This window comes from Anabaena sp. CS-542/02 (assembly GCF_028331085.1).
GTDB classification, from domain to species: domain Bacteria; phylum Cyanobacteriota; class Cyanobacteriia; order Cyanobacteriales; family Nostocaceae; genus Anabaenopsis; species Anabaenopsis arnoldii.
Map to the genome: position 1 here is coordinate 27,254 of NZ_JAQMTM010000040.1, position 26,644 is coordinate 53,897.

Consider the following 26,644-nt stretch of genomic DNA (forward strand, 5'->3'; position numbering starts at 1 on the left):
TGGAGTTTATGAAACAAGTCCGGGATCTGAAACTGCTAGTCGTTGGTCATGAGCCTACAACCCTTCCCCTCATCCCTCAGACTCTTCCCAAGGGGCGGGTTTACGTATTTGTTCCCAAATAGGGCTATACAGAGCCTCATATAATTCCCGTGCCATCTCCACCATACCCACATAACCAGCATAGGGATGGTGACGTTCTTGGTTGATATCCAGGAAAGGAATCCGGGCTTTTAAAGCAGTGTATTGATTACGGCCCCCGGCGATCAACATATCAGCGCCGGTGTCCTTCACTAGCTTTAACAATTCCTTAGCGTTACCCTTCTCCATCATGATGCCATCATTACCAATCAACCTCTTGATCCGGGCTTTATCTTCCTCAGTACTTTTTCTAGTACTAGTAGCAACGACTTCTATACCCAAGTCCTTAGCTGCCGAGATAATCGACCAACTCTTGACACCACCGGTATATAATACAACCCGCTTCCCTTGAAGTCGAGCCCGATAGGGAGCCAAAGCCAAATCAAGATCTGCAGTTTCTTGGGCAATTAACTTTTCTGTGCGCTCCTGCAAATCAGCATCGCCCAATTGCGCCGCAATATTTCGCAGACAGCGATTCATATCATCAATGCCATAGAAAGACTCTTCAATGTAAGGAATGTTGTAACGTTCCTCCATCTTTCTAGCCATATTCAGCAACGCACGGGAACAGATCATCACATTGAGCTTGGCCCGGTGGGCGTAACGAACCTCGTCATAGCGAGCATCACCCGTTATTTTAGATAAAACACGAATGCCTAACTTTTCCAGCAGTGGTGTGACTCCCCACATTTCCCCGGCAATATTATACTCACCGATCAAGTTAATATCATAAGGTGTAGTTGTTTCCGGTTCTGCCGTACCAACTACATATTCCAGCAAGGCCTCACCACCAAAGCGGTTACCCAGGTTCTTACTACCAATAAACCCCGGAGCAATCACAGGAATCACAGGAGTGCCAGTTTTCTCAGCCGCCGTCTTGCAAACAGCATCTATATCATCGCCAATCAAAGCAGTGACACAAGTAGCGTAGACAAAAATGGCTGGGGGATTGTAGCGTTCTTTAAGTTGCAGAATCGCCTGATAGAGCTTCTTTTCACCCCCGAAAATCACATCATTCTCACTCAAATCGGTAGTAAAACCCATCTTGTAGAGTTGGGGACCAGAGGAAAGACTACCACGACTACCCCAAGAATTACCAGCACAGGCAATAGGCCCATGGACCAAATGAGCCGCATCAGTGATTGGCACCAAAGCAATCATTGCACCATCAAAAGCGCAACCTCCTTGAGCCGCACCGGGCTGGGCTTGTTGGGTACAAGACTTATTTTTCTTCTCACCCTGTTTGTGCTGATTGTGTTCACATCCCGACTCACTCAGCAGCTCATTAATTTTGCCTTGGGTAATTTTCATGTCTCTTCTCTTGCTAGATCGACGTGTTAAATAGTAACTAATAGACTGCTTGCAAAACTCCTCTCCCGACCACATTCACACCGGATAAACCATTAATAATAATCTGTGTTCATCTGGGGACTACTTATCATAAAATGTACTTTTGCAAGAGCATTAAAAAATCAATATCACTGCCTAACAAATATACTTGGTGACATCTTCCCCACGTTCATCAGCCAGAAAAGATAAAGCCCGAAAACGCATAGCCACCAACTCATCATATACAGGATTGAGTTTACACAAAGCCGGAATATGCAAAGTCCTCCCGAATAAATTAACATTACGCTCAAAGGGACAACAGCAAGGAATGACCTGGCAGATTATATGAGCAAGATGATAATTTCTCACTTCAATCCCATCTATTAAACCACGCAGAGGATTGAACATTTTCTGAAACCAACCAGACTTTTGATAGTTAGGTGGATGGTAATGATGATCAGAGTGAGTATGATGTATAGTTTCCATAATAGATACCTCCATTAAAGATGTAATTTGCTAGAAAAAGGTAAGTAGCGGCTCTAGGGGCGCTGGGGATGAGTATCACCCTTTTTGCCCCTAGCCCTTACTCCCCTTCCTTACCTTTGATTAGCACTCTGCAATTCTTAGCGAATCAAGTCGTAAGAAATATCTGTTTTAGAAGGAATATTGGTGTTGCGATCGATTTCTTCAAAGATTGTATTGACAATCCAGTTGAGCAAGTTGATCACACCTTGATAACCGATAGTGCTGTAGCGGTGTAAGTGGTGGCGATCCATGATAGGATAACCAATTCTGACGAGGGGAACCTTACAATCACGCCACAGGTACTTACCATAGGAGTTACCAATCAGCAAGTCTACAGGTTCAGTGAACAGTAAAGAACGCATATGCCATAGGTCTTTACCACCCCAGATGGTTGCGCCTTGACCAAAAGGACTAGAATCTAGTAGAGCTTGAAGTTCTTTTTCAAACACGTCATTGGAGTTGTGAACCAAGATATGCACAGGTTCAGCACCCATTTCTAACATGAAACCAACTACGCTGTATACCAAGTCTGGCTCACCGTAGATAGCGAAGCGCTTACCGTGTAACCAAGCGTGGGAGTCGGTCATGGCATCAACTGCACGACCGCGTTCGATTTCCAACTCTTGGGGAATGGGCTTACCGCTCAATTCACTGAGTTTCATCAAGAACTCGTCAGTAGCCTTAATACCCCAAGGACGGGAAACTACAACTTCTTGCTTCCATTCTTTTTCAATGTACTCACGGGTCTTAACTGTGGAGTGCGCTTGCAGAAACACTGTAGCCTTAGCGTTGATGGAGTCTGCGGCATCTTCCAACTTAGTACCACCGGGATACATATCGAATTCACCTGTGTTGGGTGAATCCAGGTAGTCACTGTTATCAGCTAGAATGGTGTAGTCAAAACCGAATAAACCTGCAATACGCTTGATTTCACGGTTGTTGCCTACGTAGGTGTCAAAACCTGGGATAAAGTTGATTTTGCCATTGCTGGTGGCTTTCTTCTGACCTGCGGTGAGGTTAGAAAGAATACCCTTCATCATGTTGTCGTAACCAGTGATGTGGGAACCAACAAAGCTAGGTGTGTGAGCATAAGGGACTGGGAAATTCTTAGGAACTGAACCAGCATCCTTAGCGTTGTTGATGAAAGCTTGTAAGTCATCACCAATAACCTCAGCCATACAGGTGGTGCAAACAGCAATCATCTTGGGCTTGTAGAGTTGGTAAGAGTTAGCCAACCCATCAATCATGTTCTGCATACCACCGAATACCGCTGCGTCTTCAGTCATGGAAGAAGACACACCAGAGAATGGTTCTTTGTAGTGACGGGTTAAGTGGGTACGGAAGTATGCAACGCAACCTTGAGAACCTTGTACAAAGGGTAAAGTGCCTTCAAAACCCACAGCAGCAAAAATTGCACCTAAAGGTTGGCAACCTTTAGCAGGGTTGATGGTTAATGCTTCACGAGCAAAGTTCTTTTCGCGATATTCCCAACCCTTGGTCCATTCTGCAACCCGTTCGATTTCTTCGGGGCTGTGACCGTTTTCAAATTCCTTCTTGTTTTGGAAGAGTTGCTTGTACTCTGGTTGGTGGAATAACTCAACGTGGTCTTGAATTTTATCTGGATTCTGAGGCATTTGCTGGTTCTCCAAGCTTACATGATTCGTTAGTAATTGGGAAATTTGGGGGGAATTTCATAGGGTGGGGGTGGGAATGTCACTCAAAATTCAGAATGCAAAAATCAAAATTAACTTTTAACTTTTGAATTTTGAACTTTGAATTCCCAACTCCTCCCCTGGGGCTAAGACCCCAGGCCATCCCTATTTATCCCTTTTCCACTGATTTAGGCGGTAGCTTTGGCTTTAGCTTTAGCGTCAGCCTTTTTGCTCCAGGGAGCGCCAATTAGTCCCCAGGTTGGGCTATTGAGTGCCAAATCCATATCGCGAGCGAAGATAGCGAAGCCATCATAACCGTGATAAGGACCGGAGTATTTCTTTTTATGGTTTAATAGCTCTAAATGTCTTAATGTTTGTGGTAAGCAATGCTATTGATAAACATTGTTTGCTGATAGCACATTTATTTTTAGGCTAAATATAGGCTAAACCATAGCGATGCATCATCAGGGTAAAGACAAGTATCAAGAAGCTTTTACAGACTTAGAACCATTTCCATCTACTGACGGCAGTTTTCTCGGCTCCAGTCTGCAAGCACAACAGCAAAGAGAACACATGAGAACAAAAGTATTAGTAGAGTTAGAACAAGTAAATCTGCGCTTGAAATCTGCAAAGGCGAAGGTAACGGTGAGAGAATCAAATGGAAGTCTGCAATTACGGGCGACCTTACCAATTAAACCTGGGGATCAGGACACAAGAGGGACTGGAAAAAAGCAATATAATCTCAGCTTGAATATTCCGGCTAACTTGGATGGACTGAAAACGGCTGAGGAAGAAGCTTATGAATTAGGTAAGTTAATCGCTAGAAAAACCTTTGAGTGGAATGATAAATATTTAGGTAATGAGGCAATTAAACAAGAATTTAAAACTATAGGTGAGTTATTAGCACAGTTTGAGGAGGAGTATTTTAAAACTCACAAACGCACTACCAAAAGTGAACATACTTTTTTTTATTATTTTTCCCGAACCAAGCGGGTTAATAATTTAGAGGATTTAGCAACACCTGAAAATTTAATTAGTGCAATTACAAAAATAGATAAGGAATGGGCAAGATATAATGCTACCAGAGCTATATCTGCATTTTGCCAAACTTTTAAAATTGAAATAGATTTATCTCCATATTCTAAAATGCCGGGGAATAATTCCCGGAATATACCCACGGATGCTGAAATAGTGGCAGGAATTATTAAGTTTGAAGATTACTTAAACCACAGAGGTAATCAAGTTAATCAAAATGTGAAAGATAGTTGGCAACTTTGGCGGTGGACTTATGGTATGTTGGCGGTGTTTGGGTTGCGCCCGCGGGAGTTATTTATTAATCCTGATATCGATTGGTGGTTAAGTCCAGAAAATATAGATTTTACTTGGAAAGTTCATAAAGATTGTAAGACTGGTGAGAGACAAGCATTACCGTTACATAAAGAATGGATTTTAGAGTTTGATTTGACAAATCCTCAATATTTAGAAATGCTCGCAAGTACCGTTAGTAAGAAAGATCAGAATAGTCATGGGGAAATAACGGCGTTAACTCAACGAGTTAGTTGGTGGTTTCGGAAAATTGGGTTAGATTTTAAGCCCTATGATTTACGTCACGCTTGGGCGATTCGGGCGCATATTTTAGGGATACCAATTAAAGCTGCTGCGGATAATTTAGGTCATAGTGTGCAAGTTCATACACAAACTTATCAGCGTTGGTTCTCTCTGGATATGCGGAAGTTGGCGATTAATCAGGCTTTGAGTAAGAGGAATGAGGTTGAGTTAATGCGGGAGGAGAATGAAAGATTGAGGTTAGAGAATCAAAGATTGAGGTTAGAGAATGAAAGCTTAAGGTCGGAAAATGCAGGGTTAAGGTTGGTTGATAAAATAATCAACACTCGATGACTTACAAAAGCGATCGCAAGCTGGTATGGCGATCGCCGTTTTGATAGTCTGTTGATGCGATCGCACTTTTACCCAATCAACTAAAAATTTTAGTCTAAAAGAAATACATGAAAAAATGTTTATCATTTGACAAATTTACCAATCAGCAAAATTTAAGAATTACCCAAATACATATAAATTAAGATATTGAATATTGACTGTCAGCAATAATCAATGTTATTGTAGAACATAATTAATTGAATTTAGGCTAAAAATTAACTTATATTAAATCTATAATTGCATAACCCTAATTTGAAGCAGCTTTGAAGCAGCGTGACCAGGTTCGGAGTAATCCCAAGAGTGCATTTGACGGAAAGGTAGACCCATCTTTTGGAAGACGTACTTCTCTTTCACACCGGAAGCAATTAAGTCTGGTTTAAGAGCCTTAACAAACTCTTCAAACTCGTAAGCAGTTACGTCATCGTAAACGATGGTGCCATTTTCGATGTAGTGAGTGGTACGTTTGTAGTCGTCGTTATGAGCGAACTCATAACCAGTACCAATCATTTTCATACCCAAGTCTTGGAAAGCTGGGACAACGTGGCGAGGACGCAGACCACCCACCATCATGGCGACAGTCTTACCTTCCAAACGGGGGCGATACTTGTTAACGATCGCATCCATGGTAGGCTGATACTTAGCGATCACCTTCTCAGCGTTTTCTTGGATCTTGGAGTCAAACTTAGAGGCAATTTCCCGTAAGGACTCAGCAATCTTGCTAGGACCAAAGAAGTTGTATTCTAACCAGGGAATACCATATTTTTCTTCCATGTGACGGCTGATGTAGTTCATCGAGCGGTAACAGTGGATGAGGTTCATCTTGACGTTGGGGGTCATCAACATTTCGTTGATGGTACCATCACCAGACCACTGAGCAACTACACGCAAGCCGATTTCTTCTAGTAAGATGCGGCTAGCCCAAGCATCACCACCAATGTTGTAGTCACCGATAATGGCTACGTCATAGGGGGTAGATTCAAAGTTAAGTGTACCGTCAGCCTTAGCCTTGTCAGCTCTGGGGAATACCCAGTCACGAATCATGTCGTTAGCGATGTGGTGACCCAAGGACTGGGAAACACCGCGGAAACCTTCGCAACGTACAGGAACAACAGGCTTATCAATCTCTTTTGCTGCTTTCTTAGCTACAGCTTCGATGTCATCCCCAATTAGACCGATGGGACATTCAGACTGAATAGAAACACCACGGTTTAGAGGGAATAATTCTTCCAACTCTTGGATTAATTTCAGTAGTTTTTTGTCACCACCGAAAACGATATCCCGTTCTTGGAAGTCAGAGGTAAAGTGCATAGTACCAAAGGTATCAACACCTGTAGTACCAATGTAGTAGTTACGACGACCAGACCAAGACCAGTAACCGCAACCTACAGGACCGTGGCTGATGTGGATCATGTCCTTAATAGGACCCCAAACCACACCCTTAGAACCTGCATAAGCACAACCACGGGCGGTCATTACACCAGGAAGAGATTTGATGTTAGACTTAACACCGCAATCGCTCTTACCTTCTTCAAATACGTTTAAGTGCTTTTCGCGTTTTTTCTTAGCTTTATCAGGGTAAGCTTCTAGAACTTCTTTAATAAGTTCTTTTCTTTCTTCAACAATCTTGTTGTTTTCTGGAGGTGTCATTTTAGCCTCTCAAGTTAGTAAGGATCTGGGGATAAGGTAGATGGAATTCCCCTAAAGGATAGGGGGGAAGGTCAAAGGTAAAAGGTCAGAGATAATTCTTTCCTTTTCCTTTTTCCCTGTGTATTATTACTTAGCTGCTGCTTTATCTGCTGCTAACAGTTTTTCTGCTTCTTCGTCGCTTTCGAGAATACCGAACTCGATCAACAGTGCTTCTAATTCATCCATCTCGATAGGAGTGGGGATGGTGAGGTTTTTGTTGTTGATGATCTTCTTAGCTAATTCACGGTATTCATGAGCTTGATTGCTGTCAGGTGCATACTCGTTAACTGTCATCCGACGCAATTCAGCGTGTTGAACGATGTTGTCGCGGGGTACGAAGTGAATCATCTGGGTGTTCAAACGTGCAGCCAGAGTTTCAATCAATTCGATTTCGCGGTCAACCTTACGGCTGTTACAAATCAAACCACCTAAGCGCACACCGCCGGTGTGAGCATATTTAAGAACACCACGAGCGATGTTGTTAGCAGCATACATCGCCATCATTTCACCGGAGGTAACGATGTAGATTTCTTGTGCTTTACCTTCACGATCAAGAGCGGTAATATTATCCTTATAGGCTGTAAATGTTCATTTTTAACAATGTTTGCTGTCATCATTGTCAATGATGAACAGTTTTTTTATCAGGGTAAATCTAGGGTATGAACAGAACACAGGAAGCATTTGCCGATTTTCACCAAACAGCCAGGAGCGATGGGGGATATATAGGTAGAATGCAAGCAGTTACAAATCAAGAAAATCACCTGATAGCAAAACTAGAAACGGAATTAAAAGCCGTAAATAATAGACTCAAAGCTGCTAGGGTGAATGTTTCCGTCAGAAAATCTGGTAAGTCACTACAACTGAGAAGCACCCTACCCATTAAACCAGGAGATTTTGACAAAAACGGTATAGGAACAAAGCAATATGATATTTCTTTGGGTATTCCCTTTAATTTTGATGGCTTACGGACTGCAGAAGAAGAAGCCTATGAGTTAGGAAAGTTAATAGCCAGAAAACAGTTTCAATGGACTGAAAAATACTTAGGTAAAACTCGCAATAAAGTTACAAACAAAACCATTGGTGATTTAATTGCAGATTTCGAGGTGAATTATTTTCAAACTAGAAAACGTAACCTGAAAAGTGAAAATACATTTAGTAGCTATTTTTATATTGCTCAAAAACACCTACCTAAAGAAAAATTAGCAATAGATATTAACTTTATTACGGCTGTAAAACTTTGTAATTCTTCAGATAGTGTGAAAAATGAGCTAATTAAAGTTATTCGGGTGCTGTGTAAATGTTCCGGTTTAGAAGTCCCAGAACTGAGTAATTTAAAAATCAAACCTACTGCTCAACGTCAGCGTGATATACCCAGCGATGTAGATATAGAGCAAGAATATCTTAAATTTGAAACCTACTCAATCAACCGCCCTAGTAAATTACTCACTAGGGAAGATAGGAATAATTGGAAACTATGGCGCTGGGTATACGGAATGTTAGCCACCTATGGATTAAGACCTAGGGAAATTTTTGTTAATCCTGATTTAGATTGGTGGTTATCTTCAGATAATATCGTCAATACTTGGCGAGTAAATCAAGAGTGCAAAACCGGTGAAAGGGAAGCTTTACCATTATATCCCCAGTGGGTAGAAACCTTTAATTTAAAGACTGACACAGAGGCTATTGAATTATTAAAAGCCAAAATTCACGGTAAAGTTACCAATAAACAAATTAACTCTGCTCGTCATGGTACGGACAGATGGTTTAGATTTGTGGGTATTCCTTTTCAACCTTATGATTTACGCCACGCTTGGGCGATTCGCGCCCATTTAATGGGGATTCCTATTAAAGCTGCTGCTGATAATTTGGGTCATTCCGTAAATATGCACACATCTATTTATCAAAGGTGGTTTAGTTTAGAAAATCGCAAGGTTGCTATTGCACAAGCTATTAGTAAAAAGTCGCAGATGGAAGAGTTGCAAGATATGGTTTTTCAGTTACAACAGGAAAATGAACGATTGAGATTTGAAAATGAACGCTTGCGTTTACGGTTGAATGTCTAGGTTGAACAGGTGTGGTTAATTACAGTATATTTCATCTGAGTAGGTACAAGGGCGGGGAAGATGCCCACCCCACAAAAGTTTTATCACTCATATCTGTATTTCAGATTCATGCAAGGTGCTGTAAATCGTTGGAGAAAATAAATTTTAGGCTGAACTACTCCGCGGATGAATCCGGGGGGGTTCCAACTTACTACGTAAGTTTCGTTCTTCTTTTGCTACCTCATGCTTAATCATTTGGTAAGCCTAAATCTGGTAATTCTTCTACAATCTTTACAGTTTCTAAACTAACGGTAATGACTTGTTTAACTAACCTGACTATATACTGCTCATCATCAAGGCGGTTAGGATCATTGGTAATTCCGCTCAGTTTATCTGTCTTAACTTGATATTGGTCTATAATCCAATCCAGGGCGGAACGGTTACCCAGACGGTAGTTAAACACTTCTGGGGGTATACCGGTTAGGGTGAGAAAATCATTATATTTGATTTGGGTTTTATCTTTGGATAGGCGCATTTTTTCCACAAGCCAATCTATGGGTAAGTCTTTATTTTCTAGATGTTTGAGGCGATATTGGGGCTGTTTTTCGTAGTTGATATGAATTTCTGCGAGTCGTTTTCCTGCGGTGACAAAGGGGTGAAAGTCAGGAGCGTAGGGAATGCGGGGGAGTTCTTTTTTGAGGTTGGCTGCGTAGCGTTCCCGGTAGTGGGGATGATGGAGGACTGCATAGATGTAGTAGAAGATGTCCCATTTTGTAATTGTGGTATCTTGGTAATGGTGACGATATGCTGATAATGCCCAGTCTGTAATGTTTTCTTGGCGGTTTGTTCCGTCTTCGTTATAGGTGTAAAATGGGAAACATTGAGCTTTTTCAAAGGCAAAGTCATAAGATAGAATAAACCTTGAGATAAAAACACCAAAATCTTTTCTATTTCCCACTCCTGGAAGACAAATCACCCGATTTTCTGCTTCAGTTTCAGGATTGGGGAATATTACAGGGAAATTCCCACGTCTATCAATTAAAACTTGATCAAAATAAACATACTGTGAACTAAATAGTCTATACAGAGCTATTCTGATTTTGGCTAAATTAAATTCTGTAGAAAGACCAGCATTTAATAATTGTTTTAATTTACTACTCCATTTGATTTTTTCGTCATCATATAAAACAAAATAGTCAATATTTTGTTCAGATTTGGCGCTGTTTTTCCACTTAAAAACCTGTTCGTTATAAGTTTCAACTAAAACATTGATGTTTTTAATTAAATCCTCAAATTGATAACTATAAACCCAATTATCCCTACTTGTACTAATACCTAAGCTGTAAAGTGAAAAAATGGCTGAAGTATTTACAGATGTATATTTTGTCTGTTTATTACCTATAGGTAAAAATTCATCATAATCTAGTTTTAACTGAGTGGTTAACCAATTATGATTTTTATCTGGTGTAATTTCTTGCCATTCTACATTACCAGTATGTTCAAGTTTTTCTAAATAGGCTAACCTTTGTTCTTTTGTCCAGGTGTCATCTATTGCGGCGTAATATATTTTGGCTTGTTTCATAAATCCTTTGGTTCTAATCCGGTTTTCTTAGCAATCTGAGCAAGCATTTTTGAGCCAATTTCATCACCATCTCTAATTCCAGTCAGAAATCACTTGCAAAGCTAACTCTTAGAGGATGTTTGAAAATTTATGATTAGTGTATCAAATATTGGAACCCCACCCTAACCCTCCCCTTGTAAGGGGAGGGGACTGGATTTTATTGTTTTTTATGTGGTCGGTGAGGGAAGTCGATATGCGGTCTGTATTGATTTCGGTGGTTGAGCGAAGTCGAAACCACGATCCCCCCAATAATCTCTAGAATCTCTTGCGGTTCTCTTAACCTCACTTCTTCCCCCTGATGTTCCCTTCGACTTCGCTGAGGGAACTTATTGATTTCGGTACGGCTGAAAACTTATCAAACCACCTCTTAGAGGATGTTTGAAAATTTATGATTAGTGTATCAAATATTTGAACCCCACCCTAACCCTCCCCTTGTCAGGGGATGGGACTGGATTTTATTGTTTTTTATGTGGTCGGTGAGCGAAGTCGATATGTGGTCTGTATTGATTTCGGTGGTTGAGCGATGTCGAAACCACGATCACCCCAATAATCTCTAAAATCTCTTGCGGTTCTCTTAACCTCACTTCTTCCCCCTGATGTTCCCTTCGACTTCGCTCAGGGAACTTATTGATTTCGGTACGGCTGAAAACTTATCAAACAACCTCTTAGATAACCTCCATCACTTTTTCTTCACAAAGATATTCACACTCACACCTACCTGAATACCAAAGACATTATGAGTTGTCCCAGACAGCTTGGGATTTTTGCGAACATTTCCACCTAAATCAAATACATAAATTTGATCAAAAGCTTTTTCTAGCTGGTGTCTCATCCCATCAAAAGATAGCGCATCAATAAAACTATTATTAGTGACAAAAGCAATAATCCCCTCCTCCCCAATTCTATCACTCGCCCAGCGAACCGCTTTGACATAGGTATCTGAAAGTTTATTTTTTAATGTCGCCTTTGAGGCTTTGGCGTAGGTTGCAGCTACCCGGTCATCTATACCAGTTTTATCTTTATTACTATATTTCCTATTTTTATTATTATCATTTTCATTCATCTGACCGACATTATAAGGAGGATTCCCAATAATCACAAAAATATCTGATTGTCTTTGTCTTTTCACCCGTTGCATATTTTCCGGGCTAAATAAATCTAACTGTGTAATATTTTGGTCTTCAAAGGTATCAACTAAACATATTCCTGGAAAAGGTTTATATTCTCCCACCTGCTCAAAATATTCATGTTCAATATTGAGGGAGGCAATATAATAAGGTAATAACATCACCTCATTACAATGTAACTCATGGTCATATTTGTGAGGTAAAGCGGATTTTTGGATCTCAACAATTTCCCGCATTACCCGGATGATAAAGTTACCAGTCCCCACAAAGGGGTCAAGGATATGTACACCTGGGTCAACTAAGGACTTATTAAACTCTTTTTGTAAAATCTCTTCTACACTCCTGACCATAAAATTCACAATGGGTTGGGGAGTATATACAATCCCGTGGGTATCTGCAACTTTGACGGAAAAACCTTGAAAAAATCGCTCATAAATTTTATTGAGAAAGTCTTGCTTGCGAGAAAAATCATCAATGGTGGCGGCGGTTTCTTCAATTGCACCATAAAATCTATCTAAACTACTTAAAAAATGACTCCTACTAAAAGACCTGGAAGTTAATGCATTAATTACCTTCTCAATTTCTGCTGCAATAATATTACGTTGGGTAAAGTCAGGATTGTTAAAGACACTTCTAAAAATTCGCTCGGTTAATAAATGTTGAATTAACATTTCTTCTACCGCTGCTTCTGACAAGTTCGGGTTAATTGACTGGCGACAAAGTTGGAAGAAATCACCAAAAGCATCAATAAACTTTTTATTCTTCTTTTTTTGTTCCCGAATTAATTCTAGTAAAGCCGTTGCGTGTTCCTTCACCCTCACACCAAACTCTTCGACTGCTTTATCCCATTGTTCAATAGCTGGGGGGCGATATTCAAATAAATGTCGGACTACATCGACTAAATTTTGGGGGTTGGTGATGTCTTCATCTAGAATACATTTACCATCTTGGTAGAGAATGGCTCGATCTGGTTGCTGAAAAATAATATTATCTTTGGGGTAACCCTTAGCAAATTTTTTCTGTAGTTCTTTTTTTAGGTCGTCTTTCGTGTCTTTAGCTTCCCAGTAAGCACGGGGTAAATTATAGTCATCTACTAAAGCTCCATCTATTCTTAGCTGTTGTTTTTTTTCTCTTTTTAGGCCATATTCTTGGATGAGAGTCCATTGGAACTGTTGAGCGCAGGATTCGAGTAACTTTTGAAAAGCAGCTTTAACGGCGGTTTCGTGGACAACGCCCAATTTTTTAAACTGTTCTAATTCTTGATAATACTGCTTAACGGGTTTGTGGTTTGTTTTGAGATTAAGAGTAAGCATATAAACCCTGATATTTAAATGATCAAAAAATCCAGATTGTCAAAATACTATACTGTAAATTTTTAGTGTAATTACTGTATTTGTAAAAGTGGTAAACTTCTCAAACAAAAGTATTATTTTTTAAAAGTCTGTAACCCGTTTATCAAAATTTATGTATACCTCTTGACACTAGGAGGTAAATAGGGTAGAAAGATGAATTAAAAGCCAACAAAACGCCTCTTTTAGAAAATTTCCCTGGATAAAATTAGGGCAAGGTTAGGGCAAGATTAAATCATCATCTGATTCCAAATAATAGGAGAAACCCTACAAATCAGGGCTTAATCTTCACGGATAGGCATAGCAAAACCACCACATACAACGTCACCCAATACGTCGTAAGATACGAAATCAACGTCTTGGTAAGCGCCGTTTTCTTCTAAGAAGTTGATGGCGGTGATAATACCACGACCTGCACAACCTACACCGGGTTCTGGACCGCCGGATTCCACGCAGCGAACGCCACGGAAACCGGTTAACATTACTTCTTCAAGTTCCAAGTCTTCAACTGCACCACGTTCAGCAGCCAAGTGAAGAACGGTGGTTTGAGCTTTACTGTGGAGCATCAAACGGGTGGAGTCAGCTTTGGGATCACAACCAACGATGAGGATGCGCTGACCCATTTCTGCCATAGCCGCCAGGGTGTTTTGAGAAGTGGTAGATTTACCGATACCACCTTTACCGTAGAAAGCTATCTGTCTAATTTTCTCGTCAACTGACATGATGATTTTTCTCCTGCGATTTGTTGGTTTGTGTGGTTCTGTGTGTTGACGTTCACGCCTGTTGAGCTACAGCAGTGAGCGCGTGTTGTAGAACGTCGCGGGGGCGATCGCTCCACAGCATAATTGAAGGGTTTTGGTGTCATAATAGTTCGGGGTTAAGTTTTTGTTTAGTTGGTTTCCCGTGTCATTTGTCCAATGGAGGCTGGACAAATGACAGAGAAATTACACACATTAGAATAGGTAGAGAAAACAAGTAGGATGTGAAGGAGTGATACGCCAATCAATGCAGATTTCTTACTTGTTCAAAATAGCGGCTTTGAGGCTAGAGACTTTAGCCATTGCAGCGCTAGCGTCTTCTGCTGACACTCCACTAGCGGTCATGGCTGCAGTCAGGTGCTTGCTCACAGCTTCAAAGTGTTGCTCACTGAGCTTCATCCCTGAGTGGGTTTTGTCCATAGCACGGCCAGAGTATTGCTTTGGACCTTCGAGAATTTGAGAGAAGAAAGCAATTTGATGAGCGCGTTGTTTCGCCATATCGGTTTTAGCGAAGAAGCCTTTGAGGCTGTTGTCTGCCATAATGCTGTTGTGAAAGGCATCAACTACTTTCTCAATTGTTGGCTGTCCACCAATTTTGTCGTACAATGTACTCATGTCCTGCTCCTTTCGGTGTGAGTTGGATAATGCTATCGGCAATGAGGTGTGAAATACTTTCACCTATGTGCTGTTGCTGTCCTTGTTCAGTAGGAATGAATTGATGTGGCGATATCTATCTGCTTCAACTCCTACTTGCCGAATATTCAATGGTTAACAGGTTGTATTTCCGCTGTGTGTAAGTCTCAAAGTTATGGTTCCACTGCTTCTACTACCAAGTTTTGGCTCACACGTTCTTTTAACCTAGCTTCAATAGCAATCTTGAGAGTAGCTGTGCTGCTAGAACAAGAACCACAAGCGCCTTGGAGTAGTACCTTGACTTTATTGCCTTCTACGTCGTAGAGTTCCACATCTCCACCATCAGCAATCAGTACGGGTCTAACTTCTTCATCGAGAACTTTTTGAATGAGTGCAATTCTTTGCACATTGGTTAAAGGTTTTGATGATGGCTGGGGAGAGTGAGCAACTGCGACTTTATGCTTACTGTCAGCGGTTAAAGCGGCTTCTTCCTTTACATCTCTTATAATATCATCAATATTCGCTAAACAGGAACCGCATCCGCCACCAGCTTTTACATAATTTGTTACTTGTTCGGCTTCCGTAAGATGATTTTCTACAATCACACGGCGAATTTTGGCTTCTGTAATCCCAAAGCAGCTACAAATCAATGCACCTTCTTCATCGTCATCATGGGTAGGGAGGGCTATACCTCGATAATTATAAATAGCCGCTTCTAAAGCTTCCTGTCCCATGACAGAACAGTGCATCTTAGCTTCTGGTAAGCCACCGAGGTAATCTGCAATCTCTTTATTAGAGATTTTCAAAGCTTCATCGAGGGTTAAACCCTTGACCATTTCAGTTAAAGCACTCGAAGATGCGATCGCACTAGTACAGCCAAAGGTTTGAAAGCGAGCATCTAATATTTTATCAGATTCGACCTCAACTTTGAGGTGTAGTCGCAGAGCATCACCACAAGCAATACTCCCAACTTCACCGGTGGCCACCTTAACACCAGGTTCGCTGGTTTCTTCAATAGCTCCCTGATTTTTGGGATTGTAAAACAAGTCTAATACTTTATCTGTGTAGTCCCACATGGTCAATTTTGGATTTTAGATTTTGGATTTTAGATAAGGGACTAGGAACTAGGGATGAGGAAAAATTTTACATACCCCATACCCAGCAGTCCCTAGCTATGAATGAGTGCTTGTTCTTGCAGCCAACCGGCATTATCATTCTGGAAAGGGGACATAGCCCGTAAACGTTGGACAATATCAGGCATTACCTCTATAACCCTGTCAATTTCAGACTCTGTAGTGTAGCGAGACAGACTAAAACGAATAGAGCCATGTAAAGTAGTATAGGGTAAACCCATTGCCCGCAAAACGTGGGAAGGTTCTAAAGACCCAGAAGTACAAGCAGAACCAGAGGAAGCACAGATACCATGCTTGTTGAGGGAGAGCAGAATTGCTTCACCTTCAATATATTTGAAACCAATATTAGTGGTGTTAGGTAATCTCTGCGTTACGTCGCCATTGACTTCACAGTCAGGGATTTTGGCCAGTAAGGTTTGCTCTAAGCGATCGCGCAATTTTCTTTCTCTGGCGGTAGCCTCTTCTAAATGTAATAATTCTAACTCTGCGGCTTTACCTAAAGCAATAATACCCGGAACGTTTTCTGTTCCCGCCCGACGGCCACGTTCTTGGTGTCCACCAATCAGCAAAGGACGGAACCGCACACCGCGCCGGACATACAAAGCGCCAATTCCCTTAGGAGCATGGATCTTGTGACCAGACAGAGTTAACATATCTATGGTACTAGTCTTCATGTTCATGGGAATTTTGCCCACAGCTTGCACCGCATCCACATGAAAGATAGCGCCAGACTGTTTGACTCTTAACCCAACTTGCTCAATAGGAAACACCGTACCTGTTTCATTATTGGCATACATGATTGTAACCAAGGCGGTGTTCCCAGTCAGAGAAGCTTCTAACTCATCTAAATCTAACTGTCCCTGAGAATTAACCGAAAGATAGGTAACAGTATAACCTTGAGTTTCCAGTTGTTTGCAGACATTCAAAACTGCTGCGTGTTCAACCTGGGTAGTAATGATATGTCGCTTTTGGGGTTGTGCTAACAATGCAGCCCGAATAGCGGCGTTATCTCCCTCTGTACCACAACTAGTGTAGACAATTTCCGACTCATCAGCACCAATCAGGGCGGCTAATTGTTGGCGTGCTGTTTTCACAGCTTTGCCCAGTTGTCCACCAAAGGTGTGCATACTAGAAGGATTACCGTAGTAGTCCCGTAGATAAGGCAACATCACCTCTAAAACTTCCGGGTCTACTTTTGTTGTAGCATTATTGTCTAGATAAATGATGCTCATCCTGATACACCTACTACTTCGCTCTGATGTCGAGATAATTGCTCGGAGAATTTTTGGGAGTAATAATTAAACCAACGCTCCCAATAATCTTGTTTTTTGGTTAATTTTGCTAAAGAGCGATTGTAATTAGCAAACCAGCTTTCCCAATAATCGTGGGGTTGTTTCACACAACCATTAGAAGTCGGACAAATAGCTTGACACTGAGGGACAGAGTAAATACTACCGGCGCAGTTTGTGCAAAGTGCAGCATCAATTACATGATGACCGTCAATTACTTTAACTGCGTCATTGGGACATACAGACAGACAACGATTACAGGAAATACATTGGCTAGTGATTTGATAAGCCATGATTATTCTCCTTTGTGATTACTGAGTATGGGGTACTGGGTATGGGGAAATATATCCCCTATTCCCTACTCCCTAATCCTGATTGCCTAATTCCTGGATATATTGCTCGTAAAATTCCAAAGCAACTTTTGAAATCACGTCGTAAGCTTCAACAGTCTGTATTCCCGCTGCTTGCAATTTCTCTTGAGGACAGTTACCAATCTTAGAGACTAAAATTGCTTTGCAATCTGCGATCGCTGCCATAATATGCTCAAAAGTGGCTTCTTCTCCAAATCCACCTTGACAATATTGGTCAATTCTACGATGACCGACAAAGCTAACTTGATTACCATCCACCTCATAAATCTGGAATTCCTTCGCATGACCGAAGTGTTGGTTAACCAACCCACCGCCCTTGGTAGCTACTGCAACCAAGATTTTAGGATTATTGGCAAATTTCTTGCCCTTCTGCGCCTTTTCCTTGGCTATTTTTAGTTCTTGTTTAAACTTCTCAATCCCTTCATGAACAACAGTCCGTTGTTCTAGGTCATATTCTGGAGACATTTCCAAGAACTTATCCTTAGTAAATTCCTGGCTGCGGTCTTCTCCTAATAATCCTACCGCATCGGCTCGGCATTGACGACAATGGCGCATCATTTTCATATTACCGGCGCAATTGTCTTGTAGTGCCTTCACTTCCTTAGGTGTAGGTCCACGTTGACCTGTTAAGCCAAAATGTGTACCATGTTCCGGTGCTGAAATCAAAGGCATAATGTTGTGCAAGAATGCACCATTTTCACGAATCATTTTATTGACTTCGATCAGGTGCTGATCATTAATCCCCGGAATCATCACGGAGTTAACTTTGCACAAAATATCAGCTTCTTTGAGTGCTTGTAATCCTTCCATCTGCTTCTCTAGCAGAATTTTAGCACCTTCAACACCTCTATAACGCTTGCGCTTGTAGTGAACCCAAGAATAAATCTGAGCGCCGATTTCTGGGTCTATGGTATTCAGGGTAATAGTAACGTGATCTATATTTAGTTGTTTGATGCGGTCAATGTATTCTGGTAACATTAAACCATTAGTTGAAAGGCAAAGCTTAATATCTGGTGCCTTGTCTGCAATCAATTCAAATGTACGGAAAGTCTTTTCAGGATTCGCCAATGGGTCACCAGGTCCGGCAATTCCCACCACTGTCATTTGGGGAATTTTACCTGCAATTACCAAAGCCTTGTGTGCAGCTTCTTCTGGTGTCAGCAGTTCGCTCACCACTCCAGGACGACTTTCGTTAGCACAATCGTATTTACGGTTACAATAGTTGCATTGAATATTACAGGCTGGTGCAACTGCAACGTGCATTCTGGCGTAGTGGTGATGAGCGTCTTCGCTATAACAGGGATGTTTGGCGATACGTTCTTGAAGCTTTTGATCCATTTCTCCGGTGGTGCTGCTGTCGCATCCACAACCACCTGATTTTGCTGGGTTTGATGCTGGTTCCTGATGCTCGGAGGTGAGGAGTCCGCTAGACGGTAGTGTCATTGAATTTCGCAAGGGTTCAGTGGGCTAAAGGCCACAGTGGGAGATGCCGTTGCTACTGTCTTTACCTAGGAAATGAAGTCGCGTCTTCTCATCGCTCTAGTTAACAGTTTGATAACTATTGACTAAGGTGTGGCTGGTGTGTGTCAACTTTTTGATCTGGGGTCGAAGTTATTGAGTACAGCCGCGACTTCTATTCACAAAGGCATGGTGCTATCTCATCCCTCCACTCACTCTTCGCTGTTCCTTGTGTTTAGGGCGTTGAGTGATTGGCGATATAAGATTTATAGCAGTACTTCTCAAATACTTGCCGAGCCTATGGAGGATAGAATTTATTGGATTTATTACCCTTGTACTCAAATTTTCCCACCCCGACTGTGTGGGTTTTACAAAGATTAATAATTTTTTTTTCGGTTAGGGGTTCTAGTATTTTTCAATTGGGGTACGAGAATTTATAAATAGGGGTTCAGGATTTCTTAGTACTCAGTTCAAACCCATTTATAGTTAGGGTTTTAGCCTATTATTTATCGACTTTAAGGTACATAAATCTGTACTCAAAACCGCCTTAAGTCCTATTTCTCATTACCAGGAATAGCGGCTCAATGGGTGAAAAACACAGAGCAGGTTTATGTCGTACCACTCCAAATACATGGGAAATTTCATTCTGTATCTAACCTATCATTTTTTTTGACGTAAAAATGCAGTTCATCTTTATTTAATTTTTACTGACAATTGACCTCAAGTCCTAGCACCTGGCTAAATCAGGCGGTTTGTTGAGAAAAAATAAAACTTAAACTCTTAATTTTCCCTGGCACAACCGCTGTTAATCAGGTGCTTTTGAGAATGATGCAATATCTGAAAACTCTGGATAAATTGCATAATCAACACTCAACAAACAACTACATTAACTCTGATCATACAGCTATTGAGAATTAATGGCTATAAGCAAAAATGATAAGTTCATAGTGAGCATATATCCCTAAACAGGCAGAAGTTGAGGATTTTGCAAAGTCAAAATTGAGAAATGGCGACAGTTTAATTATGTATCTAACATATCATTTTTTCTGGCGCAAAAGTTGCCTTTTATATTTATTTAATTTTTTCCTGATAAAAATACCTAAAAAATGCTCAAGAGGTTTGAGAAATCTTAATTCCAACAAGTTTAGAGATGGTAAACTTAATCCGCTGAAAAGTAGCTTGAATCATACAACAGATTTCCAGCAAATCAAACCAACATAAATCTTCTGGGGTGGGTATCTTACCCCCGTCTGTATACCGGTCAGTTCAGGAATTGGGCGCTTAAACAACCCGGAAGAAACGGCAATTTCTCATGTCCGAGGAATCACTTTTCTGATACCACTTTTACCAACAGTATCACCTTTGTAACGAGGGATAACATGAATACTGGCGTGCATAATATTTTGACCCCCCGCTCTATTGACGTTCATACCGACATTAAAACCATCAGGCGCAAATTCTGTTTTGAGAATTTCCTGGACTTTATTCACCATCAACCAGCAAGCAGACTGTTCTTTGAGTGGTAGGTCAAAATAATTACTAATATGACGTTTAGGAATAACTAAAGTGTGACCTTTACTGATGGGATAACCATCAAACATAGCATAGGCGGTCGCTGATTCTGTCACTAATCTGAGATGTTTATGAGGATTACAAAATATACAATAATTGGTAGAATTTCGCTGTTGATTATAATGAACATATTCATATATTTCGCGCATTTCATCTGAGTACAATGAATTAAAGGGAAGTCTAGCTAAACATTGATATGTAGGCTTTTTGTGGACATAATGTTCTCTAAATCCTTCCCTTTTGATATCTCTCCTCACGGTATAATAAGCTTTACCTCCTGGTTTTAACAGATGAGATATTTCCATGAGGATATTAGCTTGTTCTTCAGGGAACACAACATTTAAAACATAAAAACAAATTATTGTGTCAAACTTGACTTGAGGATATTGGGGAAAATAATGAGGGTCATAGCCTGTAATATCAAAGCCTTTTTGACTGATAATCTTGACATCATTACCAAAACCGCAACCAAAATCTAATATTTGGCCTTTTAACAGGTTTTGATTTAATAAAAACTCTGCTGGAAATGATAAGGAAGTTCTTTCAATGGCGGTGAGATGGCTGAATAGATTTTTTTGCTGTTTCATAGAATTTGGCAATGCACACTATCGGTGTATTAGCACAAGTAAACTTGCGCAAATAAATTACACTCTAGCATTCCCCTGAGTATCTTCTGGAAATAAGTAAAGTTTGACAAAGTTTATATTAAGAAACGTATACATATACACAGACAAAAAAACCTAAAACAAAATAAAGAAACCTGTTTTTTCCCTGGGCAAATCCTAGAATAGGAATCGTAGCTGGGTATACAGATATAGCATTTACCATGCTCGTGAGGTACAATTTTTTTTAGTTTTAGGGAACAGGGAACAGGGAACAGGGAACAGGGAATAGGGAATTGGTGTGTACTTCATGAGCCTGAAAAAGGCTTTATATGACTTATCATCCTGTTTACCTCATCTTGACGTGCCAGTGAGTACAACTTAATAAATTGCAAAATAACTTGCCTAATTCACTGCAAACTCTTACAGGTGAAGTATTTTGTATTGAGTAGAAAAATGCTTAACCCCCTCACCTCAAAAAACTAGAACCCCCATTATTCAATACTAGTACCCTACCCCCAGGAAAATTTTAAATTTCCCTGAAATCACCCTTGAAGATACTTGAGTACAAATGTAATTAATCCAATAAATCCAATCAGCATTGGTTGTAGTGTCCTGTTGGGAGTCACCTGATATAAGCAGAAAATAGCACAAGGCTTTTTGATGTAAACCCAGGACGAAGAACTATTGACAACTTATTCATCATGTTTACACCTCATAGTTCTGATTTCCCAGACGAGCAAGTTTTGCAGATTTCCTTATGCGATGGAGCAAGCGCTGTTTTTGGGATGCGCGGAAAGCTCTTGTCACTTCGCTGGATCATTGCTCAACGTTTGCAAGAATTAATGATTCCCTGCTGTTGTCACAGTGATGGTTCCTTAACAGTCCAAGTCAATAACGTGCTAGAAGCCATCTTGATTCGCAGTATCCTGATGCAATTTCTCGCTTCTCGCCAGGAATTAGTAGATTGGCTAGAACGTTGCTCGGATGCAGACAACTCCTAAATGTCCTCTCTTATTTGTTCATTTTCCTATCAACTTATGACTACCTGTAACAATGAAAGAAAATTCATCAACTTTTTACATCAGGAGATAGAACTGACAAATGCAGATATTGCTGTAGCCTTACGACACCGTCAGTTTGATAATGGTCCGTTACCAATGCTCCTGTGGCAATATGGACTGGTTAACTTAGAGCAATTAGAGCAGATTCTAGATTGGCTAGATAACCATCGTTAACAGATGTCATCTCTAATTTTCATCGGTTGACCTCAGCTAACTGACCAAATGATTATTTTTCTCAGCTTTATGCTCTAATTTACTAATAGTTAAATAAAGCAATCCTAAATGATTCATGAACAATTTCTGTTCCCTGTTCCCTGTTCCCTGTTCCCTTTCCTCACTGATAATTTCTCAAGTCAAATAGGATGACTATAAATTAATCGCTATTACAAAATAGATGATTTAGCAATAGTGAAAATAATTCTAAAATATACCTATATTTGGTTTTATGTCATACAGATATCATGTGTTAATTTAGTTATGATTTAATAATCATGAAGATGAAATATTAAATCTGATAGTTTATAGCATTTACCATTCATCCTATGGTTACGCCACGCCGGGTATCAGCATTTGCATTAGGCATTTACTAAACTTTTCAGGGAAATAAGCTGCCAAAACACAAGGAATATTAAGAATGGTTCCTAAGAGGGATGTTTGAGATGAATGAAATCTTAATTAATGACACTACATTACGTGATGGTGAACAAGCAGCAGGTGTTGCTTTCACTTTTGAAGAAAAAGTCGCGATCGCCAAATTTCTTGACGCCATTGGTATTCCCGAGTTAGAAGTGGGAATTCCAGCCATGGGAGATGCAGAGACACACGCCATTATAGCAATTTCCCAGTTAGGTTTGCAAGCCAGGCTTCTGGGCTGGAACCGGGCTGTAATTTCAGATATCAAAGCCTCCATGACCTGTGGTTTACAGCGAGTACATATTGCTATTCCGGTTTCTGGAATCCAAATCGCTGCTAAATTTCATGGTCAATGGCGGGTAAGTTTACAAAAACTCAAAGACTGTATCAGCTTTGCAGTAGATAAAGGTCTTTGGGTAGCAGTAGGCGGTGAAGATTCTTCTAGAGCTGACCCCAACTTCCTGTTAGATGTAGCACTTAATGCCCAAGAATGGGGCGCGTCACGTTTTCGCTTCTGCGATACTGTGGGCGTTCTCGACCCCTTCAGCACCTACGCCAAAGTTAAACAATTGGTTTCGGCTTTGTCCATTCCTGTAGAAATTCACACTCATAATGATTTTGGCTTGGCCACTGCTAACGCCCTAGCTGGTATCAAAGCTGGAGCTACATCTGTAAATACCACGGTTAACGGCGTAGGGGAAAGGGCGGGAAATGCAGCTTTAGAAGAAGTGGTCATGTCCATTAAACGCATTTACGGCATTAATTTGGGTGTTGATACTCGCCGTTTGTTGGAACTATCACAACTGGTTGCTTCAGCATCCAATTCTCATGTTCCACCCTGGAAAGCAATTGTGGGCGAAAATACCTTCGCTCATGAGTCGGGAATTCATGCTCACGGCGTATTGCAAAACCCCCTCACCTACGAACCATTCGCACCGGAAGAGGTAGGTTGGGAAAGGCGTTTGGTAGTGGGTAAGCATTCTGGTAGACATCACATTAATAGTTTGTTACAGCAAAACGACATTTTTCTTGACCCGGAGGAAACCCAGTCTGTATTGGATGCAGTTCGCCAGCAGTCAATTAAGCAAAAACGCAATCTGACTGTAGAAGAACTTTTGAGCTTGGTAAGAGAACAGAGGTACTCTCATGCAACGTGATGAATTAGAACTAAACTTACCGCCTGTTTTTGAAATTGGTCAAAAAGTCAGACTTCGTAAACTAATCAAAAACGATGGTACATTTCCCGGTCAAGAAATCGGGGCTGTTTTAGGTAATATAGGGGATATTGGCTACATAGCGAGTATAGGTACTTATCTACAAACTTCCTATATTTATGCGGTGCATTTTCTAGAGACGGGGTTCGTTGTCGGTTGTCGGAAAAGAGAACTAGAATCGGTTGAGGAGAACTCATGAAAGTAATGCTACGGATGAACGATGCAGGCCATTTAGTTGCTTACGTTGCTAAAAAAGACCTTGAGGAAGAAGTAGTTAAACAAACAGATGGTAATGATGGGATAGTTCTCACTTTAGCCAATGGCTGGGAATTAGAATTTGCTCAATTACCAGATGCGGCTAGTTTACCGCTAACTGTGGAAGCTAAACGCCTGGCTTAAAACGGTGATCGCCTGGGGAGGCTCCGGCGCACAACTCACTGTAGCATATTCATCTCTTGTGAGGTACAATAATAGCGGGCAAGATGCCCGCGGCACAAGAGTTTTACCATGTTACAAATTACGTGGTAATTCTAAGGGGATTGTACCCAATAAGCCCTTACGAAAATCTGTTAACAGATGTCTAGCTGTGCGTTCTACGTCCCCTTGATAACGATGTTCTGCTAAGGCGTGTAAATAGCTTTCGCCTGTGTACAGCACCGGGTCAAGTTGGTAGCGGGTATATAAGGGTGAGGGTGGTAATAAGTTTCCTGCTGTCTCTTGGAGTTGGTTGAGTAAGTCGATCAAAGTAGATGCTACTAGTTGATTATCATAAGATGCTTGACCAATGTCATCACAAATTGCTAACTTTGTGGCCGCTTCTTGATTTCCCATTTTTAAGGGAATAACCCCGGGAGCATCTAGTAATTCTAAGTGTTCAGAAATTCTCACCCAGCGTAAGGAGCGAGTGACCCCTGGACGCGCAGCACTTTCTACCACTCGCTTTCCTAAAAGACGGTTAATTAAGGCTGATTTCCCGACGTTGGGAAATCCAATCACTACTGCTCGCACTGGACGAGGTAACATCCCGCGATCGCGTCTTCTTTGATTGAGTTTTACCCCTGCTGCTTGGGCGGCCTTGGCGATCGCCACCACACCTTGACCTTGTTTAGCATTGGTAAAATAGGCAACTTGACCTTGATGTTTAAACCAATCTACCCAAAGCGATCGCACTTGGGGGGAAATCATATCTAATCGGTTTAATACCAATATCCGCGCCTTATCCCCCACCCATTCATCTATTTGGGGGTGGTGTGTTGCTAAAGGAATCCGCGCGTCTCGTACTTCCAACACCACATCTACCCGGGTCAGCTGTTCTTTGAGCTGCTTTTCCGCCTTAGCAATATGACCTGGATACCATTGGATCAGGTTTAATTTATAGTTTTGAGTTAAAGACATAATTAATGGCCAATAGGTAGTGATTATAGCACTCTTTTGTACAAAAGCGATGGATCAGGTGTATTTTTGATGTAAAATTAAGCGATTGCCATCGGGGTCATAAGCATAAATTTCTCTCCCATGGGAAGGTGTGGAGATTTTACCGGGGGGTGGGTAGCCTAAGTTTGTCAGGTGAGCGATCGCTGCTTCTAAATTACTCACTTCTAAACATAAACTGATCTTACTCTTAGCTGAGGTGGCAAATTCCCATGTGTGGTTCTTGTCAGGTTGAAAAATACCCAATGTTAACCCCGGAAGTTGAAACTCTGCATAGATACTGGGGATGAGAGAAGATGGTTGTGCCTCAAGTAGCTGAGTATAGAAATTAACTAATTTTTCCCAGTTAACAGATGCTATAGTCACCAGGGCTTGGGTATATGCAAAAACCATATTTTCTTCAAAACATCCGGCTAAACAAACTTGGACAATTTCAGTGTACTATAATTAGTAATATTTATTACGTCCGTGACACCCACCACGAAGCTATCTTAACCATTGTGAAAATGGGTGTTTAACCAAATAGCTGTTAAAATATCTGTGATCGTGAGATACTTCTTCCCCAATCCAAGGCGGTAGTTCAATTTCTTGATTTGCATCCTTGAGTTCAACTTCTGCTAGAATTAGCCCTTTGTTTAAACCATCAAACTCGTCTATTTCCCATGTCAACCCTCCCCATTCTACTTTGTATCTAATCTTTTCAATCCAAGGCTGTTCACACAATGTATTCAGCATTTCTTGAGCATCTTCCACAGGGATGGGATACTCAAACTCTAACCTTGAGCATTCAACACTAGGGCCTTTAATCGTTAAATAACCTTGTTGTCCTACTATACGCACACGTACAGTAACTTGATTTTTTGTCGCAATATATCCTTGACAATATACACTTCCTATGGATAATTCGCGCCAACTATCCCCTTGGAGCAAATATTTACGCTCTATTTCTTGAGCCATTTTGTTACAATATGCTGTTTTTACTAAATATCTCGAATATTTTTAATATTCAACTGTAGAAATTTTATAATATTTCGGGCTTTGGTGTCTATTCACAGAAATTTAAGAGAAAATAACAGGTC

23 protein-coding genes and 4 pseudogenes are annotated in these 26,644 nt (G+C 40.8%); 7 read left to right on the forward strand and 20 right to left on the reverse strand.

The window, feature by feature from the left end; genetic code table 11:
• Window positions 1-69: 69 nt before the first annotated feature.
• The 4 genes and pseudogenes from nifE to PN447_RS18690 form a co-directional block, all read right to left on the reverse strand.
• Window positions 70-1,449: a nitrogenase iron-molybdenum cofactor biosynthesis protein NifE gene (gene nifE / locus PN447_RS03735; RefSeq protein ID WP_271760926.1), complete on the reverse strand. Its 1,380-nt coding sequence runs from the start codon at window positions 1,447-1,449 to the stop codon at window positions 70-72.
• Window positions 1,450-1,623: 174 nt separating this feature from the next.
• Window positions 1,624-1,953: a Mo-dependent nitrogenase C-terminal domain-containing protein gene (locus PN447_RS03740; RefSeq protein ID WP_271760927.1), complete on the reverse strand. Its 330-nt coding sequence runs from the start codon at window positions 1,951-1,953 to the stop codon at window positions 1,624-1,626.
• 137 nt (window positions 1,954-2,090) lie between these two features.
• Window positions 2,091-3,626 (reverse strand): nitrogenase molybdenum-iron protein subunit beta, encoded by a 1,536-nt coding sequence (gene nifK, locus PN447_RS03745; RefSeq protein WP_271731999.1) that lies wholly within the window; start codon window positions 3,624-3,626, stop codon window positions 2,091-2,093.
• Between the two features lie 206 nt (window positions 3,627-3,832).
• Window positions 3,833-3,991: pseudogene (locus PN447_RS18690) on the reverse strand (nitrogenase molybdenum-iron protein alpha chain); the annotation flags it as partial.
• A gap of 109 nt (window positions 3,992-4,100) precedes the next feature.
• Here PN447_RS18690 and PN447_RS03755 point away from each other — a divergent pair.
• The gene (locus PN447_RS03755; RefSeq protein ID WP_271760931.1) at window positions 4,101-5,543 is read left to right on the forward strand and encodes a site-specific integrase; all 1,443 of its coding nucleotides are present in this window, start codon (window positions 4,101-4,103) and stop codon (window positions 5,541-5,543) included.
• Here PN447_RS03755 and PN447_RS03760 read toward each other — a convergent pair.
• From PN447_RS03760 to nifH, 3 genes and pseudogenes are all read right to left on the reverse strand, one after another.
• Window positions 5,508-5,669: a hypothetical protein gene (locus PN447_RS03760; protein ID WP_271760933.1), complete on the reverse strand. Its 162-nt coding sequence runs from the start codon at window positions 5,667-5,669 to the stop codon at window positions 5,508-5,510. The genes PN447_RS03755 and PN447_RS03760 overlap by 36 nt on opposite strands.
• A gap of 144 nt (window positions 5,670-5,813) precedes the next feature.
• Window positions 5,814-7,229, reverse strand: coding sequence for a nitrogenase molybdenum-iron protein alpha chain (gene nifD / locus PN447_RS03765; protein WP_271760935.1), 1,416 nt, complete (start codon window positions 7,227-7,229; stop codon window positions 5,814-5,816).
• Window positions 7,230-7,355: 126 nt separating this feature from the next.
• Window positions 7,356-7,817: pseudogene (gene nifH / locus PN447_RS03770) on the reverse strand (nitrogenase reductase); the annotation flags it as partial.
• Window positions 7,818-7,927: 110 nt separating this feature from the next.
• Between nifH and PN447_RS03775 the strand changes: the two are divergent.
• Entirely contained in the window at window positions 7,928-9,331 is a 1,404-nt protein-coding gene (locus PN447_RS03775; protein ID WP_271760936.1) for an integrase, read from the forward strand.
• A gap of 226 nt (window positions 9,332-9,557) precedes the next feature.
• Here PN447_RS03775 and PN447_RS03780 read toward each other — a convergent pair whose 3' ends face one another.
• The 10 genes and pseudogenes from PN447_RS03780 to PN447_RS03825 form a co-directional block, all read right to left on the reverse strand.
• Complete coding sequence (locus PN447_RS03780) at window positions 9,558-10,892, reverse strand: type ISP restriction/modification enzyme (RefSeq protein ID WP_271760939.1); 1,335 nt, start codon at window positions 10,890-10,892, stop codon at window positions 9,558-9,560.
• Between the two features lie 718 nt (window positions 10,893-11,610).
• Complete coding sequence (locus tag PN447_RS03785; protein WP_271760941.1) at window positions 11,611-13,371, reverse strand: N-6 DNA methylase; 1,761 nt, start codon at window positions 13,369-13,371, stop codon at window positions 11,611-11,613.
• Window positions 13,372-13,694: 323 nt separating this feature from the next.
• A pseudogene (locus tag PN447_RS03790) lies at window positions 13,695-14,129 on the reverse strand (AAA family ATPase); the annotation flags it as partial.
• On the reverse strand, window positions 14,099-14,272 hold the full coding sequence (locus PN447_RS03795; RefSeq protein ID WP_271760943.1) for a hypothetical protein: 174 nt from the start codon (window positions 14,270-14,272) through the stop codon (window positions 14,099-14,101). The gene PN447_RS03795 and the pseudogene PN447_RS03790, both read right to left, overlap by 31 nt.
• A gap of 151 nt (window positions 14,273-14,423) precedes the next feature.
• Window positions 14,424-14,780 carry a group I truncated hemoglobin gene (locus tag PN447_RS03800; RefSeq protein WP_271731348.1) on the reverse strand — a complete coding sequence of 119 codons (357 nt, stop codon included), beginning with the start codon at window positions 14,778-14,780 and terminating at the stop codon, window positions 14,424-14,426.
• Window positions 14,781-14,971: 191 nt separating this feature from the next.
• Window positions 14,972-15,874, reverse strand: a complete 903-nt coding sequence (gene nifU, locus PN447_RS03805) for a Fe-S cluster assembly protein NifU (RefSeq protein ID WP_271760945.1) — start codon at window positions 15,872-15,874, stop codon at window positions 14,972-14,974.
• A 92-nt stretch (window positions 15,875-15,966) separates the two neighbouring features.
• On the reverse strand, window positions 15,967-17,163 hold the full coding sequence (gene nifS / locus PN447_RS03810; RefSeq protein ID WP_271760947.1) for a cysteine desulfurase NifS: 1,197 nt from the start codon (window positions 17,161-17,163) through the stop codon (window positions 15,967-15,969).
• A complete protein-coding gene (locus tag PN447_RS03815) occupies window positions 17,160-17,513 on the reverse strand; it encodes a DUF362 domain-containing protein (protein ID WP_271731345.1) in 354 nt (117 codons plus the stop codon). The genes nifS and PN447_RS03815 overlap by 4 nt, the downstream gene beginning before the upstream one ends.
• A gap of 72 nt (window positions 17,514-17,585) precedes the next feature.
• Window positions 17,586-19,034, reverse strand: coding sequence for a nitrogenase cofactor biosynthesis protein NifB (gene nifB, locus PN447_RS03820; protein ID WP_271760949.1), 1,449 nt, complete (start codon window positions 19,032-19,034; stop codon window positions 17,586-17,588).
• A 1,325-nt stretch (window positions 19,035-20,359) separates the two neighbouring features.
• Window positions 20,360-21,208, reverse strand: a complete 849-nt coding sequence (locus PN447_RS03825; protein ID WP_271760951.1) for an HIT domain-containing protein — start codon at window positions 21,206-21,208, stop codon at window positions 20,360-20,362.
• A gap of 719 nt (window positions 21,209-21,927) precedes the next feature.
• On the opposite strand from PN447_RS03825, the gene PN447_RS03830 reads away from it, so the two are divergent.
• The 5 genes and pseudogenes from PN447_RS03830 to nifT all read left to right on the forward strand — a co-directional run bounded on the left by PN447_RS03830 (window position 21,928) and on the right by nifT (window position 24,533).
• Entirely contained in the window at window positions 21,928-22,227 is a 300-nt protein-coding gene (locus PN447_RS03830) for an Asr1405/Asl0597 family protein (RefSeq protein WP_271760953.1), read from the forward strand.
• Window positions 22,228-22,263: 36 nt separating this feature from the next.
• Window positions 22,264-22,461 (forward strand): DUF2949 domain-containing protein, encoded by a 198-nt coding sequence (locus tag PN447_RS03835; protein WP_271760954.1) that lies wholly within the window; start codon window positions 22,264-22,266, stop codon window positions 22,459-22,461.
• Window positions 22,462-22,946: 485 nt separating this feature from the next.
• Complete coding sequence (gene nifV, locus PN447_RS03840) at window positions 22,947-24,077, forward strand: homocitrate synthase (protein WP_271760956.1); 1,131 nt, start codon at window positions 22,947-22,949, stop codon at window positions 24,075-24,077.
• Window positions 24,067-24,385, forward strand: a pseudogene (locus tag PN447_RS03845) (nitrogen fixation protein NifZ). Before nifV ends, PN447_RS03845 begins: the two are co-directional and overlap by 11 nt.
• The gene (nifT, locus tag PN447_RS03850) at window positions 24,330-24,533 is read left to right on the forward strand and encodes a putative nitrogen fixation protein NifT (RefSeq protein ID WP_271731339.1); all 204 of its coding nucleotides are present in this window, start codon (window positions 24,330-24,332) and stop codon (window positions 24,531-24,533) included. Before PN447_RS03845 ends, nifT begins: the two are co-directional and overlap by 56 nt.
• Window positions 24,534-24,644: 111 nt before the next feature.
• On the opposite strand, the gene ylqF is transcribed toward nifT, so the two are convergent.
• The 3 genes from ylqF to PN447_RS03865 all read right to left on the reverse strand — a co-directional run bounded on the left by ylqF (window position 24,645) and on the right by PN447_RS03865 (window position 26,522).
• Complete coding sequence (ylqF, locus tag PN447_RS03855; RefSeq protein ID WP_271760958.1) at window positions 24,645-25,529, reverse strand: ribosome biogenesis GTPase YlqF; 885 nt, start codon at window positions 25,527-25,529, stop codon at window positions 24,645-24,647.
• A gap of 54 nt (window positions 25,530-25,583) precedes the next feature.
• Window positions 25,584-25,958, reverse strand: a complete 375-nt coding sequence (locus tag PN447_RS03860) for a VOC family protein (RefSeq protein ID WP_271760960.1) — start codon at window positions 25,956-25,958, stop codon at window positions 25,584-25,586.
• Between the two features lie 93 nt (window positions 25,959-26,051).
• Window positions 26,052-26,522: a CYTH domain-containing protein gene (locus PN447_RS03865; RefSeq protein WP_271760962.1), complete on the reverse strand. Its 471-nt coding sequence runs from the start codon at window positions 26,520-26,522 to the stop codon at window positions 26,052-26,054.
• Between the last annotated feature and the right edge of the window lie 122 nt (window positions 26,523-26,644).

What these genes read in the sequence shown, in the direction of transcription:
- nifE (WP_271760926.1), bottom strand. Translation starts at nt 1,449, where the DNA reads ATGAAAATTACCCAAGGCAAAATTAATGAGCTGCTGAGTGAGTCGGGA.
- PN447_RS03740 (WP_271760927.1), bottom strand. Translation starts at nt 1,953, where the DNA reads ATGGAAACTATACATCATACTCACTCTGATCATCATTACCATCCACCT.
- nifK (WP_271731999.1), bottom strand. Translation starts at nt 3,626, where the DNA reads ATGCCTCAGAATCCAGATAAAATTCAAGACCACGTTGAGTTATTCCAC.
- PN447_RS03755 (WP_271760931.1), top strand. Translation starts at nt 4,101, where the DNA reads ATGCATCATCAGGGTAAAGACAAGTATCAAGAAGCTTTTACAGACTTA.
- PN447_RS03760 (WP_271760933.1), bottom strand. Translation starts at nt 5,669, where the DNA reads ATGATAAACATTTTTTCATGTATTTCTTTTAGACTAAAATTTTTAGTT.
- nifD (WP_271760935.1), bottom strand. Translation starts at nt 7,229, where the DNA reads ATGACACCTCCAGAAAACAACAAGATTGTTGAAGAAAGAAAAGAACTT.
- PN447_RS03775 (WP_271760936.1), top strand. Translation starts at nt 7,928, where the DNA reads ATGAACAGAACACAGGAAGCATTTGCCGATTTTCACCAAACAGCCAGG.
- PN447_RS03780 (WP_271760939.1), bottom strand. Translation starts at nt 10,892, where the DNA reads ATGAAACAAGCCAAAATATATTACGCCGCAATAGATGACACCTGGACA.
- PN447_RS03785 (WP_271760941.1), bottom strand. Translation starts at nt 13,371, where the DNA reads ATGCTTACTCTTAATCTCAAAACAAACCACAAACCCGTTAAGCAGTAT.
- PN447_RS03795 (WP_271760943.1), bottom strand. Translation starts at nt 14,272, where the DNA reads ATGACACCAAAACCCTTCAATTATGCTGTGGAGCGATCGCCCCCGCGA.
- PN447_RS03800 (WP_271731348.1), bottom strand. Translation starts at nt 14,780, where the DNA reads ATGAGTACATTGTACGACAAAATTGGTGGACAGCCAACAATTGAGAAA.
- nifU (WP_271760945.1), bottom strand. Translation starts at nt 15,874, where the DNA reads ATGTGGGACTACACAGATAAAGTATTAGACTTGTTTTACAATCCCAAA.
- nifS (WP_271760947.1), bottom strand. Translation starts at nt 17,163, where the DNA reads ATGAGCATCATTTATCTAGACAATAATGCTACAACAAAAGTAGACCCG.
- PN447_RS03815 (WP_271731345.1), bottom strand. Translation starts at nt 17,513, where the DNA reads ATGGCTTATCAAATCACTAGCCAATGTATTTCCTGTAATCGTTGTCTG.
- nifB (WP_271760949.1), bottom strand. Translation starts at nt 19,034, where the DNA reads ATGACACTACCGTCTAGCGGACTCCTCACCTCCGAGCATCAGGAACCA.
- PN447_RS03825 (WP_271760951.1), bottom strand. Translation starts at nt 21,208, where the DNA reads ATGAAACAGCAAAAAAATCTATTCAGCCATCTCACCGCCATTGAAAGA.
- PN447_RS03830 (WP_271760953.1), top strand. Translation starts at nt 21,928, where the DNA reads ATGTTTACACCTCATAGTTCTGATTTCCCAGACGAGCAAGTTTTGCAG.
- PN447_RS03835 (WP_271760954.1), top strand. Translation starts at nt 22,264, where the DNA reads ATGACTACCTGTAACAATGAAAGAAAATTCATCAACTTTTTACATCAG.
- nifV (WP_271760956.1), top strand. Translation starts at nt 22,947, where the DNA reads ATGAATGAAATCTTAATTAATGACACTACATTACGTGATGGTGAACAA.
- nifT (WP_271731339.1), top strand. Translation starts at nt 24,330, where the DNA reads ATGAAAGTAATGCTACGGATGAACGATGCAGGCCATTTAGTTGCTTAC.
- ylqF (WP_271760958.1), bottom strand. Translation starts at nt 25,529, where the DNA reads ATGTCTTTAACTCAAAACTATAAATTAAACCTGATCCAATGGTATCCA.
- PN447_RS03860 (WP_271760960.1), bottom strand. Translation starts at nt 25,958, where the DNA reads ATGGTTTTTGCATATACCCAAGCCCTGGTGACTATAGCATCTGTTAAC.
- PN447_RS03865 (WP_271760962.1), bottom strand. Translation starts at nt 26,522, where the DNA reads ATGGCTCAAGAAATAGAGCGTAAATATTTGCTCCAAGGGGATAGTTGG.